This is a genomic window from Mesorhizobium sp. WSM4840 (genome assembly GCF_055811755.1).
The window spans coordinates 22,532-38,158 of the sequence record NZ_JBVVQD010000047.1; the positions used below are offsets into that span (position 1 = coordinate 22,532).

Below are 15,627 nucleotides of genomic sequence, written 5' to 3' on the forward strand. Positions count from 1 at the left end.
ACTGCGTCAGCATGGAGTGGCTGCTTGCAGCCCATTCCATCAGACAAAGGAGGAGTTTGTCATGACCCAACTTCGCCAGCGCATGAGCGAGGACATGCAGGTGCGCAACTTCGCGCTCAACACCCAGCTGTCGTATCTGCAACAGGTGTCGCTGTTCGCCCGCTATTTTAGCAAGTCGCCGGACTTGCTCGGGCGCATCCTGCGCGCTCAAATCCAGATGCACGCCCGACAAGCACAAGCGCCTGAAGCGCTGGCAACACGAAGGCGTCCTCGACAAGATGCAGGACAGGCTCGATCGCATGCCGGATGCCATGATCATCCGACGGCAGACCGTCGAGCACCCGTTCGGAACGCTGAAGGCGTGGATGGGCAGCACCCATTTCCTGACAAAGACCCTGGAACAGGTCAGAACCGAGATGAGCTTGCAGGTGCTCGCCTACAACATGAAGCGCATGATCAACATCTTCGGCGTCAAGCCGCTGATGACGGCAATCGCCGCCTGATCACGCCCCCGACCGCCAGCGGCCTCATCGCTGCCACGCTCGAAACAGCGAAACAGCGGCCGTCATACGCAATCTGCAATCGCGTTTTTACACGACCTCGGTCGTATCTGGACGTATGTGCGCCACGATCAGCCGTTCGGCGGCGCCGCGCCGGCGGCGGCGGTCTATTACGCCTCGAGCGACCGACGAGGTGAGCACCCACAAAAACATCTGGCCCGGTTCGGCGGCATCCTGCAGGTCGACTGTTATAGCGGCTTCAATCCGCTCTTCGATCCGAAGCGGAAACAGCTGCCGATCACGCCCGCATTCTGTTTTGCGCATGCGCGCAGGGGATTCTTCGAACTGGCCGACGTCGAGAAAAATGCCCGCGATCTCCCCGACGGCGCTGGAGGCGGTCAAGCGCATCGACGCGCTCTTCGACATCGAGCGCGCCATCAACGGCCGCAGCGCTGACGAGCGGAGTGCCGTGCGGCAGGAAAAGAGCAAGCCGCTCTTCGATGACATGCACGAGTGGTTGCTCCACGAGCGCGATACCTTCTCGCGCTCCTCCGATATCCTCAAGCCGATCAACTACATGCTCTCGCGCTGGGACGACTTTGCCCGCTTCATCGATGACGGCAGAATCTGCTTGACCAACATGCCGCAGAAAGGGCACGTGGACATTTGCCGGGAGCCAGCGCGGCGCCGACCGGGCTGCCATCATGCTGACATCCATCACCACCTGCCGCCTGAACGACATCGACCCAAAAACCTGGCTCGCCGATGTCCTCGCACGCATCTCTGATCTGCCAAGTTCCCGCCTGCACGAACTGCTGCCCTGGGAGTGGAAAAAGCTGCGCGACGCCGAGAAACCGGTCGGTCAGCAGAACGCCGCAGCCTGAACTGACCGCACCACCATAACGACCACTACTGTCCCGCGCGACGCTTCATTCCGCGGCCCTCAGCGTATGCGTACGGAAGAACGGCGACCATGGCTAACGCGCATGCATTGTCTCTTTGAGATATTCGGCGAGCCGAAGGGAAAGTGCGCATACTGTCAACGTCGGATTTGCCGCTGCTCCTGTCGGAAAAACTGCGCTACTGGCAACCAAAAGGTTCTTGTGGGAATGTGCCATGCAATTCGCGTCTACGATCGACGTCTTTGGATCGTTTCCCATGACAGTAGTGCCCATAATATGGCTGCCACCGGCATCCGACGCAGTTCTATCGTCTTGCAAATGAATGCCGCACTCCATTTGGTCGCAGCGTAACGCGCGAAAGATATCTCGATGAAGGCGTGCTGCGGCCGCGATCCCATCGCGGCTGTATTTGTCGAGCCGGAAATGAATTTCCGGACGAGGCAAGCCAAGGCCGTCTTTCTCCGAGGAAAGCGTAATCCGGTTAGACGGATTTGGAAGTATTTCAACAACGCTTTGCAGTGCAAATTGTCGAATTCCTATGCGGTGGACCGCATTGAACAAATCCTCACCGATGAGACCCTGCTGGTCGATCAACCCAACTAACGTCCCTCCGACCGCAGCGGACGATAAAGCTCCTTCACCATACGGGGCGCCATTAACGTTGCGCCAGCCGTCATTGCGCAGCGCGGTCCGAAATGCTGCTCGATCTTTCCGAAATGGCCCGTCACGCAGAATTTCAATCCCCGATGTAGATTGTGGCCCTCTGTAAGGAAAAATCGGATCAGGAACGAGAGCCCAGGAGTGCTTCTCAGCATGATCCATAAGATTACATCCGACCAGACCACTTTCATTCGCCAGTCCAGCGGCAGATTGATGATTGGACTGCATCAGCAACTTCGGCGTCTCTATCCCATTCGCAGCCAATACGAACACGCGGGCTTGGAGGCTTCCGGTCGAGCCGTCGCTGTGCTCGAACCAAGCGGTAGTTATCCGGCCGTCGCTGGACGCGTCCAGTTTCGAGACGACCGCGCCCACAAGCAGTTCCGCTCCATTCAATAGTGCGCGTCGTAAATGTACTAAAGGATCGTATTTTGCGCCTATTGGGCAAAGTGGCACGCAGGACGAATACCCTTCACAAAGTGGCCGGCCGTTATACCCGTCAATTGAGTTACGGGCTTGAGGAGTAGGCACAATACGGATTTCCTGAGAAGCAAATTGCAGGCCCTTGATCCGAGCAATTGCGTATTGATCAGCGTAGCTTTGCGGTATAGCTGGCATGGGGAAGGGCTTGCTTCTCGATGAATTCAAGGAGACGTCGGCTTCCGGGCTGCCGGCCACTCCAGTTGCTTCTTCAGCCAAGCAGTACCATGGCTCCAAGTCCGCATAAGTGATTGGCCAGTCTCGCCCCCGGCCATATGTCGTCTGCATCCGAAAGTCGTTCGGGCACATACGCAACGCTGTCCCTAACCAGGCAAGGCCTGTTCCACCAGCAAGGCGCAGATACTGACCTTCGAAACGGTCGGCTCCAGTAGCCTCTTGGACGTAATATTCGGATTTGTATTCCCTATCTTGTGGGGCAAGGAGGTCCGCATATGGGGCGAAGATTTCGGCTTCATCTGAGTTGGCAAATATCTCGCGTCGCCATTGCCTGACGTGCCTCTCGTCTTCGATTGGCAAGCCAGCTTCGATCAGCACAACATCCATGCCCGCTTCAGCCAATGAACTTGCGATCAGGGAGCCTGCGAATCCAGATCCGATTATCGCGACGTCGCGGAGGTCAATGCTCACACCAGTCGCTCGTTCCGCTGGTCCGTCCGAGCCCGGTGTCGCGGTCTATCGGCCCAATCGCCAAACTCACCCTCCCCCCGGGTCATAGGGGAATGAACGCCAAGCGCCTTCCAAACGAGCGCGTCTTCATGCTGCCTCCAACCGCAACGTTTCCAGTGTCCGTTGACGCGAATCGATCCCAAATAAAGAAGATAGAGGATCTGCTTGAGCGTTTCCTCAAAGTCTCCGTTGCTGCGAAGTGCTTGGCAACGGTACGCAACATCGCCCGGAGCGGATTCTGCCCGTAGCATACTGTATGCGCTGAGCAATTGATCAATATCGCCCACGGCAGCTCTTTCCGCTCTTAAAGTGGACAGATTGAGGGCGAGCAGCTGAGTGTCAAAGTCATCGAACGCGGTGAGGTCGCAGACTAGCAAGCTGAACAGGGCGATCTCCGATTCCGGTGGCGACGTGGTTTCGCTCATGTGGCAGTTCTCCGATCGAGTCTCTTGAGATCGGGAGTTTCGCGGAGACATGCGCGGAAGGCATCGAGGAAATCGTCGACGTGAAGTTTTGTCACTGAAGTCGAAATACCCCCCCCCCAGAAAGGGGCCGCTACATAAATGCCGCGTTCAAGCATCCCGGCGTGCAGTCGTCGCAGAGCCTCGCTTTCCGCGATATCATGATGGGCTTCGCGATACGACAATGGCCGGTGCTGCTTTGCATGGAATCGAAACAGCGATCCGGCCCCTTGCACCGTGATAGCCACGCCCGCCTGGGAGGCAAACTCCTCCGCTTGTTGACGGAGGTAGTTACCAAGTTCGTTGATCCGGTCAATTTCGCCCACCGTCAGCGCGGCAAGTGCAGCGCGACCGGCGGCCATCGTGAGTGGGTTCGCTGAAAACGTTCCACCTTGAGGTACTGTCGCACTATCGTGGGGAGCGAAGGCTTCCATGGTCGCGGAGGTCCCGCCTACCACCCCGATGGGTAATCCGCCGCCTACCACCTTGCCCAACGTTACGAGATCAGGGTGGAAACCTCTCGCTGCAGAAGCACCGTGGTAGTGAACTCGAAAGGACACAACCTCGTCGCTAATCAACAAAATCCCATGCCTTCTCGCAGTGTCCTGTAGCATGGTCAAGTAGTCGGGGTTGAGCGGGATCATGCCCGCGGCGCAGGGAAGCACATCGACAACAATGCAGGCGAGATCGGAACCATGCTGCTCGATAATGGTCTTCGATCGTGCGGTGTCGTCGAGTGGCAAAACGACGACTTCCTCGCATACATGCGGGGGCGTGTTGCGATACGGTGGATTTGATTTCGGGTAGTCACCTCCCCAATTGTTAGGGCTGCTGCGCGCGCTCACCTCAGCCCAATCGTAAGTACCATGAAAAGCTCCCTCGAGCTTTGCTAGCCGAGTGCGGCCGGTCATTGCTCTGGCCGCCTCTATCGCGAACATTAATGCTTCAGTCCCACTGTTCAAAAAGCGAACACGCTCGATGGCGGGAATGCGCTCGCAAATCGCCTGTGCGAGATCGATGTCAGCTACCGTCGGATTGCCAAACAAGTGCCGCACTCCAGTTGAGAAGCAATAGCTGCGATGGTTGCCGGGTGCCGATGTCCGTGGATCAAGGTCGAAAAATTGTTGTGAAAATCAACATAGCTGTTCCCGTCGGCATCTTGTATGCGTGCGCCTTCTCCCGCATGCGCGTAGATGGACAGATTTTCGTTTCTCTTACCGATAGGGACTGGTGCTATCGAAACTCTGGTGACGCCGGCCGGATATAGCCCCCGAGTCGCGCTCGGTGAGTACCCGAGACTGGCTGAACCGACTATATGGCTCTTCGTGACCCTTACGGACTTGCACAAGCCGATATGTCGCTGTCCGAGCCTGCCGCGATCCCTGAACTAGTATAGATGCTTCAAGCCGGTTTTCGCGTACAATCTGTGAAAGAATGTCATCGCGGGCGTCGCTACCGAAGGCCATGATTATCCGGCCATCGTTCGTAAGCCACTCCGGCCCCTCTGATAAGAATCTCCGTAGCAAAGCGTATCCAGCGTCGATTATCCCACGTTCAAGATCGTTTTCATGTTCATAGTCGTCCGGGGCGAACCGGCTGGGAAAATTCCAGAAAATGATATCGAACGGTCGCTTGGGCCGCACATTAGAGAAAACGTCGCTTTCGAAAGCTTCAAGGTTAGAGATGTTGTTTCGGGCGGCATTTTCAATCGTGTTGGCGACTGCGCGGGCGTTTATATCAACGGACGTCACAGATCTGGCCCCCGCTCTCGCGAGGTGCAGGCCAGGCAGACCAACCCCGCACCCGATTTCTAGGACGTCTAGTCCATGAACCGGGGGGAAATTCTCAGTCGCCCATCGCCAGCCAACGAACTCTTCTGGAGGAAACACCCCTTCCTGCACAACCAAATCTAATCCGAACTCGGTCATGTGGAATGGAAAACTGCGGTTTTGGCTTGAGGCCAAGATCTCTCTTATTTCTTCTACGTTCGTCATGTGGGATTTCCCGATAGGCAGGTTCATCAGTTTCGTTTCATGGTAGGCGCTCTCAATTCCAACGCGGCGAGCTGAGATCTGAAGCATGCGATGTCGAGTTCGGTCTCCATGGAAGCTTTGCTGCGGAGCAGGCAAAGAAGATCCTCTCGGTGTTTGGCGAGGCGGCCGTGTTTGTACATCTCGATTTTGCGTGCCACGACGGCCGCATAGTTGGCGCGTACACCGATGGTCGGATCAAAAATAAGAGGCTTCGGCCTCTCAGGCTCTATAACCCAGTCGATTTTTACTGTTCCTAGCGCATGGACAAAGGTTCTTTCGAGTTCACTAAAGGAAACGTTTGACTCAGTTGCCACGAACCCCAATCGTGTCAGTACATTGGTGTCTTGCTCGATTGCATGTTCAAATGCGTCCTGTTGAAGGTGATGGATATCAATGTCGTTTGGGATTCGCTCTAGGAGATGAGCGATGACGCTGCTGCCCGCGAGCCAACTCTCTTCTGATCGATTAGGCGCCATCGCCGTGAGCGCGGTGCACAATACGCCCGACATCATGCTCCCTCACCAGTCAGCAATGCCGGCGAGTCATTGATGAGTGAGTTCCAGTAAGGCATCGCAAAAAGGCCCGCCTCGAGCAGAAGGCGGTCCCAGGCTGAAAGCTCGCCTACCCTGTTGAGGAGGTATTCCAGGCTGGCAAAGTCACCCGCGAGAAATCCTTGGACTGTCTCCAGCATTCCGCAGCTAACGGCCAGCGCTTCTGCCTGCTCGAATGCAGCGCGTGCGTTCGCAACCGCATCGTCGCCACTGTTGGAGATGTCGGATTGAGGTGCTTGGGTATTCCCCAAGCTTGTAAGCAGCACGCGGAACGATGAGTGTGAAATCCGGCCGGAATTGAGCGCCCGCCAACTTGTGTCGCCTGTCCCCGTGGAGTGAGCACGAAGAATTCTGAGTTCCTCGTCCATCAAGCTCTCACTGTCGCTCACGTGGACAAGATTCGTGACTGGATTATCGCAGTAAAAGCGACTGCGAATGGTTCCTTTGGCCGCTTGGGCAGGCTGGGTCTTGCCCTTCAGATTTTGAAGGCTCGATAAAGCGCTGTCCCCGATCCATAGTGTTGCACAGACCGGCCGCATGTCGAACAGGTCCAGCACGAGCGGCCAGTGTTTCCCGCCCGTTGATCCCGTGAGGGAATAGAACGCTTCAATGGAAGTGCGACTGTGGACGGCAAAGAATCGTTCACCAACCTCCAGCCTTCCTTCACGGGCAATAAAACGATCAAGTTCGCCGGTCAGGCCGGATCTTGCGACCTCGGGTCCATACACGGTTAGGCCCACCGGCGCCATTTACGCTGCCCTCCCAGTCTGCACCGGCTGTTCGCGTTGTGAGAGATTTGCCTGATAAGCGTACCGGTTACTTCGCGTCCTTCGAGCCAATCACCCAGTCGCTGCGGAAATGCGCCATTCAGCACGGCACCCGAAAGACCTCGTTCTGCCATAAAGTGAGCTGCACATGCGTCGACCGACGTGTGACCGAGGCGCGCCAACTCATCAGAAGCAATTTCGGATATCAACGCTGCCGGTTCATCTGTTCTGCCGTTCCGGTAGACGCCGTCAACGTCTGTCAGAATCGCCAGTTTGTCGGTATTTGTCAGCCATGCAACCCAAGCGGCGATCGCATCGGAAGTTATATCCCAGCTCCACTCAACCGGATCGAGGGCAAAAAGGATCCGGGAAGGTAGCAAAACGGGAATCTTACCTTTCTTGATAAGCAACCGGCACTCGCCTAGGGTCGAGCATGCAGCTAGGTTCGAAGAGAATGCGGGATCGGCAATCATGTATCCCGTCTGGTCCTGTGCGAGCGCACATGCGTGATGTGCGGCAAACTCCGCGAGAGGATGTACTGCGTTTACCGCCTCGATAGCCTTGTCCGGAATACCGCCTCCGGGAACAATCAGGATTCTGTGACCGGAACTACGGATTTGCTCAAGTCCAGCGAGAACCGTTCTGCAGGTCTCCAGATTGCGCATGAGACTTCCGCCGAACTTCACCACTGCGGAGATGCCATAAGGCGGAAACCCTTTCAAAGCCGTTTGCATCCTTCCCTCGCCCTCAATCTCCTATGCGGCTGTCGCAACCTCACGCACCCTTCCGAGAATTTTGGGAAGGGCACTCCAGATCTTGTGAAAGGCGTCGGCATAGAGTTTCATAATCTCGGCATCGTTCGGTGGAGCGATCTCCGAAACGTAGAACATTGTGTCCAAAAGCCTCATGGTGTTCGGAAAATCGGCCGCATTCCATCTTCCGCGCATTGCGGGTAAGTATTCGAATACCGGTCGCGTGAGCCAAACCCAAACCGGCACGCCTTCAGCCTGAAGCAGCTTAATAATGAAATCTCTACCAGCAGGACCCTGGGGAAATCCCAAAATTTCTAGTTCGATCCGCAGAGGAAAGTTAAGCATCGATTGACTATGATCCGCAGGATCGAATAGAGGCGACAGTCCAGGAAGATCCCTGATCATCTGCCATAGAATCGTCGCATTATTTCTTCGCTTCTTCAGTTGCTTGTCTAAGCCCTTGATGCGCGATCTTGCTATCGCAGCGGAGAAAACGTTTGGCCGATAGTTATAGCCCTGGGAGTAAGCAGAAAATATTCGTGCACCATTCCGAGACGAACTTGTCAATGAAACATGGTCGACATGCTCGATGAGGTTGGGGTCCTTCGTAAGAACGAAACCTAGTTCTCCCGCTCCGAGATGTTTGGCACCATTTCCCGACAACGCGAGGGCGTCGCTGTCCAGATACATACCATTCACGATATTCTTGACAGCACCGATTGACTGGCACACGTCATCGATGATCGCGATCCCTCGGCTCCGGGCTGCAGCCCGCGTTCTTGGGGCGAGGATATTGTTGCCAAATAAGTGTGTAACAAGAACCGCCGCCACATCAGGTTCCATCGTGTTGGCTGCTGCATCTTCGTCGATGCCGGCAAGCGTTAAATCAACATCGACGAATCTCGGCTGCAGGCCGCTGATTGAGATCGGGCCAACCGCTCCTGGCCAGTTGAGCGCCGCAGTGACGACCTGGTTTCCTCGATCTTTGAAGTAATCGAGTTCAACGTGGATTGCCGCAGTTCCGCTGCCTACCGCCCGTGTCGTCCAATTTCCTGCCCAGTTCGTGAGGCACCGCTCGAGATCAGTAACAACCGGATGATTGACCCGATGATACCTGCCGCTATCCACAACTACGCCAAGTGCCTTCAGGTGCTTCCTTTTGGCGGCCGGCCACGGCGTAATCCGTCCCGGAGCGACGACAGGGTTTCCGCCGAAAAGTGCGACAGATGCTCCAACTCGATCCTTAGCTCTCGGGGTAGCATTCAAGTCAAACTTGACATGCCTGTTCATTTAGGCCCTCCATTAGAGCACAAACCGCGGGCCGACATAGCTCTCGGCATTGTGGGCTCACACGAAGAAACCGCAAAAGGCGTGCCAAGGGCGTAGAAATTGCGTTAAAAAAAAATTCTGCAAGTTATGCAATGGCTTCAATGAAAGTGGCAGGACGCAAAGCGGCACCGCGCGCAGTGTCGCGGATTTCACAAACCGATAGGAGGTGTCGGATGTCGGACGGTTTCTGTTGGATGGCGTGTGAACTGGTGTGGTATGCGAGATCTCGTTCGCGCCTGATCTGCCCCCCGTCGCGACATTGCGTGCGTAATCCAGTGATGCCAACGATGTCGATCTGAGGCCTTACGCCAACCGTGTGCGGTTGTTGAACGGAAGGGCGTCAGGTTTCACGTCGGAATCCGCAGAGATATCTCTTACATACCAATGACATCCATAATTCAGCTTTCGATAAGCCCGCGCAAGAGTCGCTACTCCGATCACTCTTCTGAAACGGAACCGGCCGAGTATCTCGCGGCTGGTCCGGGAAGTACAAATGAATTGCACATTGGCCGGTCGCAAGCCGCCGCATCGGCGCACGATCGAAGCCCGCCTTGAGGACATCGACCTCCAGAAGCGTGCCAAGCGGCGCGGTGAAAAGAAGATCGTGAAAGCGACCACGGCAACGCCGGGAACGTTCAGCGCGTCGCGACCGCTGGCGGTGGTCTAGGTCGACCACACCAAGGCTGACATTTTTGTCGTTGACGAGGAAACGCGGTTGCCGATCGGTCGACCGTGGCTGACGCTGGCAATGGATGTTTGCAGCCGAATGGTGACCGGGTTCTACCTCACGATGGAAGCGCCCTCCAGGTTATTGACCAGCCTCTGACTGCTGCATTCGGTATTCGACAAATCCGCATGGCTGAGGGAGCGGGAGATCGTCGAACCGAGTGGGAGGCGCATCGCGTCCGACCATCCGTGGAATCGGCAGCCTTGATTAACGTCTGCGATGTCTGACCAAGGCCACCCATGGCGGAGTGCTCTCGCTGAGGTTAAAGGCAGCCTCTTCGGCCTCGTACCGGGTCAGCCCGGTGAGCGGCCGACCATATCTCTCGGCGGGAAGCCCTGTCAGGCTATCGATCACAGACCACAGCCGCCCTGATTCCGACGGCAGGCCTCATCGAGCCCTCGCTTGCTAGAAGCACAGAGAAACTCCCGCTTTACCGGAAAGTTCCGCAGTGCAGCATCAAAATGTTGCGACGCACTATGACGGGCGGGGTCCTTTTGGCGCGCTGCCCGGCTGCCGGGTGCTGGTCGCCGGCCCGGCCGGCCTTGATAGGGCAGCTCTGGGCTTCGACGTCTCACGCAACTCGGCGTTCCGGGACCAGCGGCGCCGCCAACTCGTGTAGCCGAATGTACAAGATCAGCCGCTCCTCGTCGTATCCGGTCAGTTTAGACACGGATGGTGCTTCATCGGCGACATCCAGGTCAAGTAAGGGCGTGGGCATGCGTGCCATTCCATTAGCTTCAAAGGGCCAATGGGTTCAAACGTGCGCTGACAGTTCGCCACCTATACCGACTCAATACGATCGTTCCTAGACGAAGGTCCGCGCGACGTCTCAGGGTCTCAGGCGCCAATGTCGACCCAAGGAGGATGTTCAACCTTGGCCGTACAGACCCGAATGCAGACGGTATCCAAAGCCGCAATGAAACCAGCCTCTTTGTCGGAAAAGGCAGAGGCTGGAACGGCTGCAAGGGAACCAACAGCGGCGCCGGTTTCAGAAGCGGATGCGACAAGAGAACGGCCGCAGCGCAGTCTGCCGAACCCGAGCAGTGAAGAGCGCAATAGCAAGGCGATCGAACGTGCTCTGGCTCAGGAGGAGGGACGCTATCGCTTGCGCGACCTCAAACGCGCGCACGCGCGAGAAGCCGTCAATTGCCCGCTGGACTACGACACGAAGCTGCGACTGCAAAAGGCCGCCTTCGACAACGACATCAAGAGGACGGTGATCATAAAGGCACCCATCGACCGTTTCTCCGAGACAACGGCTATTGATCCGTGAGCGGTCGAAGCCTCCTGCTCGGGATGATGATCGGTATCCTTATTGGCATCTACGCCGCACCGTTGATCAGTCGCCGAGGCTGTTATGGGCGGAGGCTGCCATCCGGTTTGTCCCAAAGGGCACAGAGCTGGACGATCTCGTAGCCGTGCATGGCGCGCTGAAAAGAATTGAAGGCGTGGCCCGCGCTCGATGCCGGAATCTGCCCCGCCAACAACGGCGAATACACAATCAGAGCATTCTGCTCTGAGATCAGCAAAAGGGCGCTGATTCGGTCAACGACATTCTTGATCTTAACTCGGGAGAGATCGACCCGCGTTTTCGTATCCATGACGGCGATTGCGGCGATCACGTTGCGAGGTCCGCTCAAATCGACACCGGCATAACTTGCTCAATGCGATATCTCTTCTCGAACTCCCGGAGCACCATTTCAAGCGTTGCCTCAAAAGCACCCTGATCGAACATCATCGATTTATTGGCCTCATGGAGATACCGCCAGTCGATGAAGGCATCTTTGTGCTGATACAGAATCTGACGGATGCTGTAGTCGATGTAGAGACCGTTGGGATGGTAGGGAGCCACTGATCTCTTGAACTCCGCGTCAAGTTTCTTCTGGCTTTCGGGCTTTAGGTCGTCAAACAGCTTCATCAGGTCGTGCGATTTGGTAGCTTTTGGATCGTCGTGGTCGAAAACGAACCACGCTTTGAGGGCCAACTCCATCGAAAGTGCCAGGAGAATCGGCTCAACACCGATATGTTCGCGTTCGCTCAGGTCTTCATGATCTCCGAACCCCTTGGTTGGAAAGCTCTGAGTCTTTCGTAAAATGGCCTTTGCGGCTTCGCCGATCCGGATGGCTGTCGATAGGCGAGCACTCATTAGAGACCTCTAGATAATACGTACCGACTTTGTGGTCTGAGCTCAGCCATTGCAAGAAGGCTATCATCTGAGCGATGTTGGTGCAGCCGCGTCCGCTCGTCCGCACCCAATGCTGACGTCTCGGCTACTGACCCGACTGTCCGCTTTTAAGAACTCGTGCAACCTGGATAAAGGGCCGGAATGCGGCGCAAAGCTGCTATTCCCCGAGCGTTGCGCCAAGACCTGCCTAGGGTCACGGCCTGCCGTTGGGCGACCGTGACACAAAGAGTCCTGAAAGGGTCAGACGTTGTGATCGGGCGACCCCGGCACAGGTCGCCATTGAGTTCCGCACTGCATCTTATGCGACTTTGACCCGCGAACAAACATCGAACAACGTCATAACGACTTCGCTCACATGCTGCGGATCCGCTGTTCGTGATGGGCTCAGTTGCGCCAAGAGCGACCCTTCCGAGCCGAGAACCAAAACTGTCGCATTTGGGGCCGGGGAACGAACCCGCTGCGCGGGAGGGCGCCTGCGGTTGAGGTAGAGATCAGGAACCGGTCGTCGCGCCCGCATTGAGCGTCGTTCGGCGGGGGCAGAGCTCCATGACCCGGCATGACATGATCCAGCCTCCAGCCGCAGGCGATCAGCCTCCGGCAACGGATCGACGCGCGTCCATGGTGATCAACGACCCCGACAGGGCCGCATCCAGCCGCCCACCGGGCCGACAATACCGCGCGGAGGCGCAACGAAGCGGTCTGTCCGCATCCATCCCGGCGCTTCCCAATGGCGGTCGCGCCATCCCGGACATCAGCCGAAACCCGAAATCCCCATAGCCTTCGACTGTGGCCCGCGGGTTCCTTCCTCGGGGACTTTCGTACGCCTGCCGGCGCCCGAAACTCTTCACGAGAGCGGAATGGCGGCTATTAGAGTTTCGGTTCCCAAAGCTGACGTTTGCACGCTGGCTGTGCCCGGGAGGTGGAGCCCGACCGTATTCAGGCGCTCTCTCCCGCTGGCCGCCGCGTCTGGGTCATGCGGTCGGTTTCCTGAGCGCCAATGAGGCTTTGTGTGGCCGCAACTGGCGACGACATGCGCCTTGTTCGATCCGCCAAGGCGGAGCATGATGGCTTCGACGGGGGCGGATTTGGATAATAACGAGCATATTTCGGTCGCTGTGCAGGACGACTTCGTCGCGCGGCAGACGCGGGCGAAGCCGATTCCGGCGCTCGCCGAGCTGATCTGGAACGGGCTCGACGGTGATGCGAGCACAATCAACGTCGAGTTCTCGTATGACGATCTTGCCGGAGGCATGTCGCGGATCGTCATCTATGACGATGGCGAGGGGTTCCCCCGCGACGAAGCCAAGGCGCTGTTCGGCAATTTGGGCGGATCCTGGAAGCGGCTGACGCGGCGTACGCGCCGTGCCGGACGGATGGTCCATGGCCAGGAAGGGCGCGGACGCTATAAGGCTTTTGCCCTGGGCCAACCGGTGACGTGGAACGCACGGGTCGCCGAAAGCCTCTACCGCAAGGCGACCGGTGAAGGTCGTGAGGCCGTCACTGCAGCGATCTTCTGGCTGAAGACTAGGGCCCGCTGGAAGGAGACCTCCATCCATGAGCTGGAAGGAAAACTGGACACATCAGTGACCTTCGTGACCACCTATGAAGATATGAAGCTCCTGTAGGTGGCACGCCCGGCTCGTCGGACGGCTGGTCGGCTCATTTCCCCGCTCGGATCATTTTTCGTCGGCGAGGGTATTCTCAATGGCAGCGATATTGAGCTCAAGCATGGCCACTCGTTGAATCGTGCTGGCGCTCGGTATTGTGTTCTGCTCGGCGGCGGCGAGAAGTAGATCGCGCTGCTCGTCCTTGAGACGTTTTGAGAGCGCTGTCAGTTTTTCGTCCATGTTAAAACCCCAATGATCCAGAGTGGCTATAGGACACCGGCTAAGCACGCTCAAGACCGCGCGTCAGCAGACCTGAACGGAGCACAGGCTATTTCCCCTGTGGGCCAGACATAAGTTGCTAGTCCTGGCCTTATGAGCAAACTGCAAACGGTGGTTTGCAGTTTGAACACCCCGGAAACAGCAGCATGACGAGCGCGGTCGCCTACTATCGAGTCTCCACACAGCGGCAAGGACGCTCGGGCTTGGGCATCGAGGCCCAGGGTGCCGCGGTCGCCCGCTTTGCCGAGGCCGAGGGCATGATCATCCTCCAGGAGTTCACCGAGATCGAAACCGGAAAGGGCGCGGATGCGCTTGATCGACGGCCGCAACTGACCGCTGCCCTCGCCCTTGCCCGCCAGACAAAATGCCCGGTGGTCGTGGCCAAGCTAGATCGCCTCTCGCGAGACGTCGCCTTCATTGCCGGACTGATGGTGCAACGGGTGCCGTTCATCGTTGCCGAACTCGGTGCTGATGCCGATCCGTTCATGTTGCACCTCTATGCTGCTTTGGCCGAGAAGGAGCGGCGTATGATCTCGGAGCGCACCAAAGCCGCCCTCGCCTCTCGCAAGACCACTGGAATGAAGCTCGGCAATCCGACCAATACAGCGGAAGCCGCAGCGAAAGGTCGGAAGATCTCGATCCGGGAGGCTGACAGATTTGCTCAGACCGTGCTGCCGATCATCGCCTCCATCCAGCAGTCCGGCATCACCAGCCTGCGTGGCCTGGCAATCGCCCTGAACAACCGCGGCGTTCGAACAGCGCGCAACGGCCAGTGGCAAGTTTCGAATGTACGCAACATTTTGGCGCGACAAATTTCTGCGAACTTGCTTTTATAGGCGGGAAATTCAGTTAATTGCCCCTGTAGTCCGTCTCAAGTTTGCCTTTCTCACCTGTCCCGCAGCCCTTTATTTCGAAACCGGCAAGCGCCAGCCGATCGCAAACAATTTAGCAGCCATCCGCTCCACATTGGAAAATGATAAGCAAGCCCGGCGGACCGCTAGCTCCCACCATGGCTTTGGTGCCGTGGGTCCTTGGAACGGAGTCGCATCATCGGCGTTACCGGCCAAGCAAACGCTGCCATATGGTATGGAGGAACGGGCGTGATCGAGTTGACTGAGAAGGAAAAGCGCTTTCTCAAGCGCGTTGACACCATCACTCACGTTCCCTGGTCGAACAAAGTCACCGCCGCAGATGCCAAAGGCAAGCCCCTGCGTATCGCAAGGGCGACCTTTGCCCGATTAATAGACCATGGCATCATCATCCGATCTACTAGCGACCTGACCTCGAACACCTACGTCGTTAATTCTGCACCCGTGACGCCACAAGTCGAGGAAGTGCAGGAAGCATCCTGATCGAGAGGCTGCGTCGCACGTGCGGCGTTCTACTTCTTACACTTCTACGGGAGGAGGACGGTGGCGTCGCCCTTAATATCGCGTTGTGCGGCCGGAAAAGGCCCGAGCAAAGGCGCGTGATCGATGCCAGAGAGCGACTGACGAAGATCGATCCGAACAGCACTGACAACGTGGGCTGAGCCTTTCGGTCCGTCCAACTGCGCTCGACGCGCTAAGAAATAATTACTGGTCGCGCGCTTGTGTCCGACACTCGCAAAGTCATTGGTTCAGATTGTCGACGAACGGCAAGGCTAAGTGTTCAAATTTGGCTACGATGAGAGCTTCGGCGAGTAGCTTCGCTCTGGGTTGGCATTCG

18 protein-coding genes and 3 pseudogenes are annotated in these 15,627 nt (G+C 57.1%); 9 read left to right on the plus strand and 12 right to left on the minus strand.

Features of this window, described 5'->3' with window-relative positions:
• Positions 1 to 61: 61 nt before the first annotated feature.
• The 3 pseudogenes from AC0L3I_RS34010 to tnpC form a co-directional block, all read left to right on the plus strand.
• Positions 62 to 253: pseudogene (locus AC0L3I_RS34010) on the plus strand (integrase); the annotation flags it as partial.
• Positions 198 to 503: pseudogene (locus AC0L3I_RS34015) on the plus strand (transposase); the annotation flags it as partial. The pseudogenes AC0L3I_RS34010 and AC0L3I_RS34015, both read left to right, overlap by 56 nt.
• A gap of 99 nt (positions 504 to 602) precedes the next feature.
• Positions 603 to 1,384 (plus strand): annotated as a pseudogene (tnpC, locus tag AC0L3I_RS34020) (IS66 family transposase); the annotation flags it as partial.
• 93 nt (positions 1,385 to 1,477) lie between these two features.
• Here the strand turns inward: tnpC and AC0L3I_RS34025 are convergent.
• Genes AC0L3I_RS34025 through AC0L3I_RS34065 form a run of 9 tightly spaced genes read right to left on the minus strand, consistent with a single transcriptional unit; the run spans position 1,478 to position 9,083 of the window.
• Positions 1,478 to 3,190, minus strand: coding sequence for a GMC family oxidoreductase (locus AC0L3I_RS34025; RefSeq protein WP_473529829.1), 1,713 nt, complete (start codon positions 3,188 to 3,190; stop codon positions 1,478 to 1,480).
• A complete protein-coding gene (locus tag AC0L3I_RS34030) occupies positions 3,187 to 3,654 on the minus strand; it encodes a hypothetical protein (protein ID WP_473529830.1) in 468 nt (155 codons plus the stop codon). Before AC0L3I_RS34030 ends, AC0L3I_RS34025 begins: the two co-directional genes overlap by 4 nt.
• Complete coding sequence (locus AC0L3I_RS34035; protein WP_473529831.1) at positions 3,651 to 4,736, minus strand: aspartate aminotransferase family protein; 1,086 nt, start codon at positions 4,734 to 4,736, stop codon at positions 3,651 to 3,653. The genes AC0L3I_RS34030 and AC0L3I_RS34035 overlap by 4 nt, the downstream gene beginning before the upstream one ends.
• A complete protein-coding gene (locus AC0L3I_RS34040) occupies positions 4,715 to 5,005 on the minus strand; it encodes an aminotransferase class III-fold pyridoxal phosphate-dependent enzyme (protein WP_473529846.1) in 291 nt (96 codons plus the stop codon). Before AC0L3I_RS34040 ends, AC0L3I_RS34035 begins: the two co-directional genes overlap by 22 nt.
• Positions 4,905 to 5,771: a methyltransferase gene (locus tag AC0L3I_RS34045; RefSeq protein WP_473529832.1), complete on the minus strand. Its 867-nt coding sequence runs from the start codon at positions 5,769 to 5,771 to the stop codon at positions 4,905 to 4,907. The genes AC0L3I_RS34040 and AC0L3I_RS34045 overlap by 101 nt, the downstream gene beginning before the upstream one ends.
• Positions 5,711 to 6,235, minus strand: a complete 525-nt coding sequence (locus tag AC0L3I_RS34050; protein WP_287335743.1) for an alkaline phosphatase family protein — start codon at positions 6,233 to 6,235, stop codon at positions 5,711 to 5,713. The genes AC0L3I_RS34045 and AC0L3I_RS34050 overlap by 61 nt, the downstream gene beginning before the upstream one ends.
• A complete protein-coding gene (locus AC0L3I_RS34055; protein WP_473529833.1) occupies positions 6,232 to 7,023 on the minus strand; it encodes a nucleoside-diphosphate kinase in 792 nt (263 codons plus the stop codon). The genes AC0L3I_RS34050 and AC0L3I_RS34055 overlap by 4 nt, the downstream gene beginning before the upstream one ends.
• Positions 7,005 to 7,775 carry an amino acid kinase family protein gene (locus tag AC0L3I_RS34060; RefSeq protein ID WP_473529834.1) on the minus strand — a complete coding sequence of 257 codons (771 nt, stop codon included), beginning with the start codon at positions 7,773 to 7,775 and terminating at the stop codon, positions 7,005 to 7,007. Before AC0L3I_RS34060 ends, AC0L3I_RS34055 begins: the two co-directional genes overlap by 19 nt.
• A 21-nt stretch (positions 7,776 to 7,796) precedes the next feature.
• Positions 7,797 to 9,083, minus strand: coding sequence for a DegT/DnrJ/EryC1/StrS family aminotransferase (locus tag AC0L3I_RS34065; protein WP_473529835.1), 1,287 nt, complete (start codon positions 9,081 to 9,083; stop codon positions 7,797 to 7,799).
• Between the two features lie 532 nt (positions 9,084 to 9,615).
• Between AC0L3I_RS34065 and AC0L3I_RS34070 the strand changes: the two genes are divergently transcribed.
• The 3 genes from AC0L3I_RS34070 (at position 9,616) to AC0L3I_RS34080 (ending at position 11,122) form a co-directional block, all read left to right on the plus strand.
• Positions 9,616 to 9,789, plus strand: a complete 174-nt coding sequence (locus AC0L3I_RS34070) for a hypothetical protein (protein ID WP_473529836.1) — start codon at positions 9,616 to 9,618, stop codon at positions 9,787 to 9,789.
• A gap of 508 nt (positions 9,790 to 10,297) precedes the next feature.
• A complete protein-coding gene (locus AC0L3I_RS34075) occupies positions 10,298 to 10,468 on the plus strand; it encodes a hypothetical protein (RefSeq protein WP_473529837.1) in 171 nt (56 codons plus the stop codon).
• 255 nt (positions 10,469 to 10,723) lie between these two features.
• A complete protein-coding gene (locus tag AC0L3I_RS34080) occupies positions 10,724 to 11,122 on the plus strand; it encodes a hypothetical protein (RefSeq protein WP_473529838.1) in 399 nt (132 codons plus the stop codon).
• 82 nt (positions 11,123 to 11,204) lie between these two features.
• On the opposite strand, the gene AC0L3I_RS34085 is transcribed toward AC0L3I_RS34080, so the two are convergent.
• Positions 11,205 to 11,471: a hypothetical protein gene (locus tag AC0L3I_RS34085; RefSeq protein ID WP_473529839.1), complete on the minus strand. Its 267-nt coding sequence runs from the start codon at positions 11,469 to 11,471 to the stop codon at positions 11,205 to 11,207.
• Positions 11,472 to 11,485: 14 nt separating this feature from the next.
• On the minus strand, positions 11,486 to 11,995 hold the full coding sequence (locus AC0L3I_RS34090; RefSeq protein ID WP_473529840.1) for a hypothetical protein: 510 nt from the start codon (positions 11,993 to 11,995) through the stop codon (positions 11,486 to 11,488).
• 1,103 nt (positions 11,996 to 13,098) lie between these two features.
• On the opposite strand from AC0L3I_RS34090, the gene AC0L3I_RS34095 reads away from it, so the two are divergent.
• A complete protein-coding gene (locus tag AC0L3I_RS34095; RefSeq protein ID WP_473529841.1) occupies positions 13,099 to 13,659 on the plus strand; it encodes an ATP-binding protein in 561 nt (186 codons plus the stop codon).
• 51 nt (positions 13,660 to 13,710) lie between these two features.
• On the opposite strand, the gene AC0L3I_RS34100 is transcribed toward AC0L3I_RS34095, so the two are convergent.
• On the minus strand, positions 13,711 to 13,881 hold the full coding sequence (locus AC0L3I_RS34100; RefSeq protein WP_236372122.1) for a hypothetical protein: 171 nt from the start codon (positions 13,879 to 13,881) through the stop codon (positions 13,711 to 13,713).
• A gap of 185 nt (positions 13,882 to 14,066) precedes the next feature.
• On the opposite strand from AC0L3I_RS34100, the gene AC0L3I_RS34105 reads away from it, so the two are divergent.
• A complete protein-coding gene (locus tag AC0L3I_RS34105; RefSeq protein ID WP_473529842.1) occupies positions 14,067 to 14,756 on the plus strand; it encodes a recombinase family protein in 690 nt (229 codons plus the stop codon).
• Between the two features lie 264 nt (positions 14,757 to 15,020).
• A complete protein-coding gene (locus AC0L3I_RS34110) occupies positions 15,021 to 15,272 on the plus strand; it encodes a hypothetical protein (RefSeq protein ID WP_473529843.1) in 252 nt (83 codons plus the stop codon).
• Positions 15,273 to 15,627: the final 355 nt, after the last annotated feature.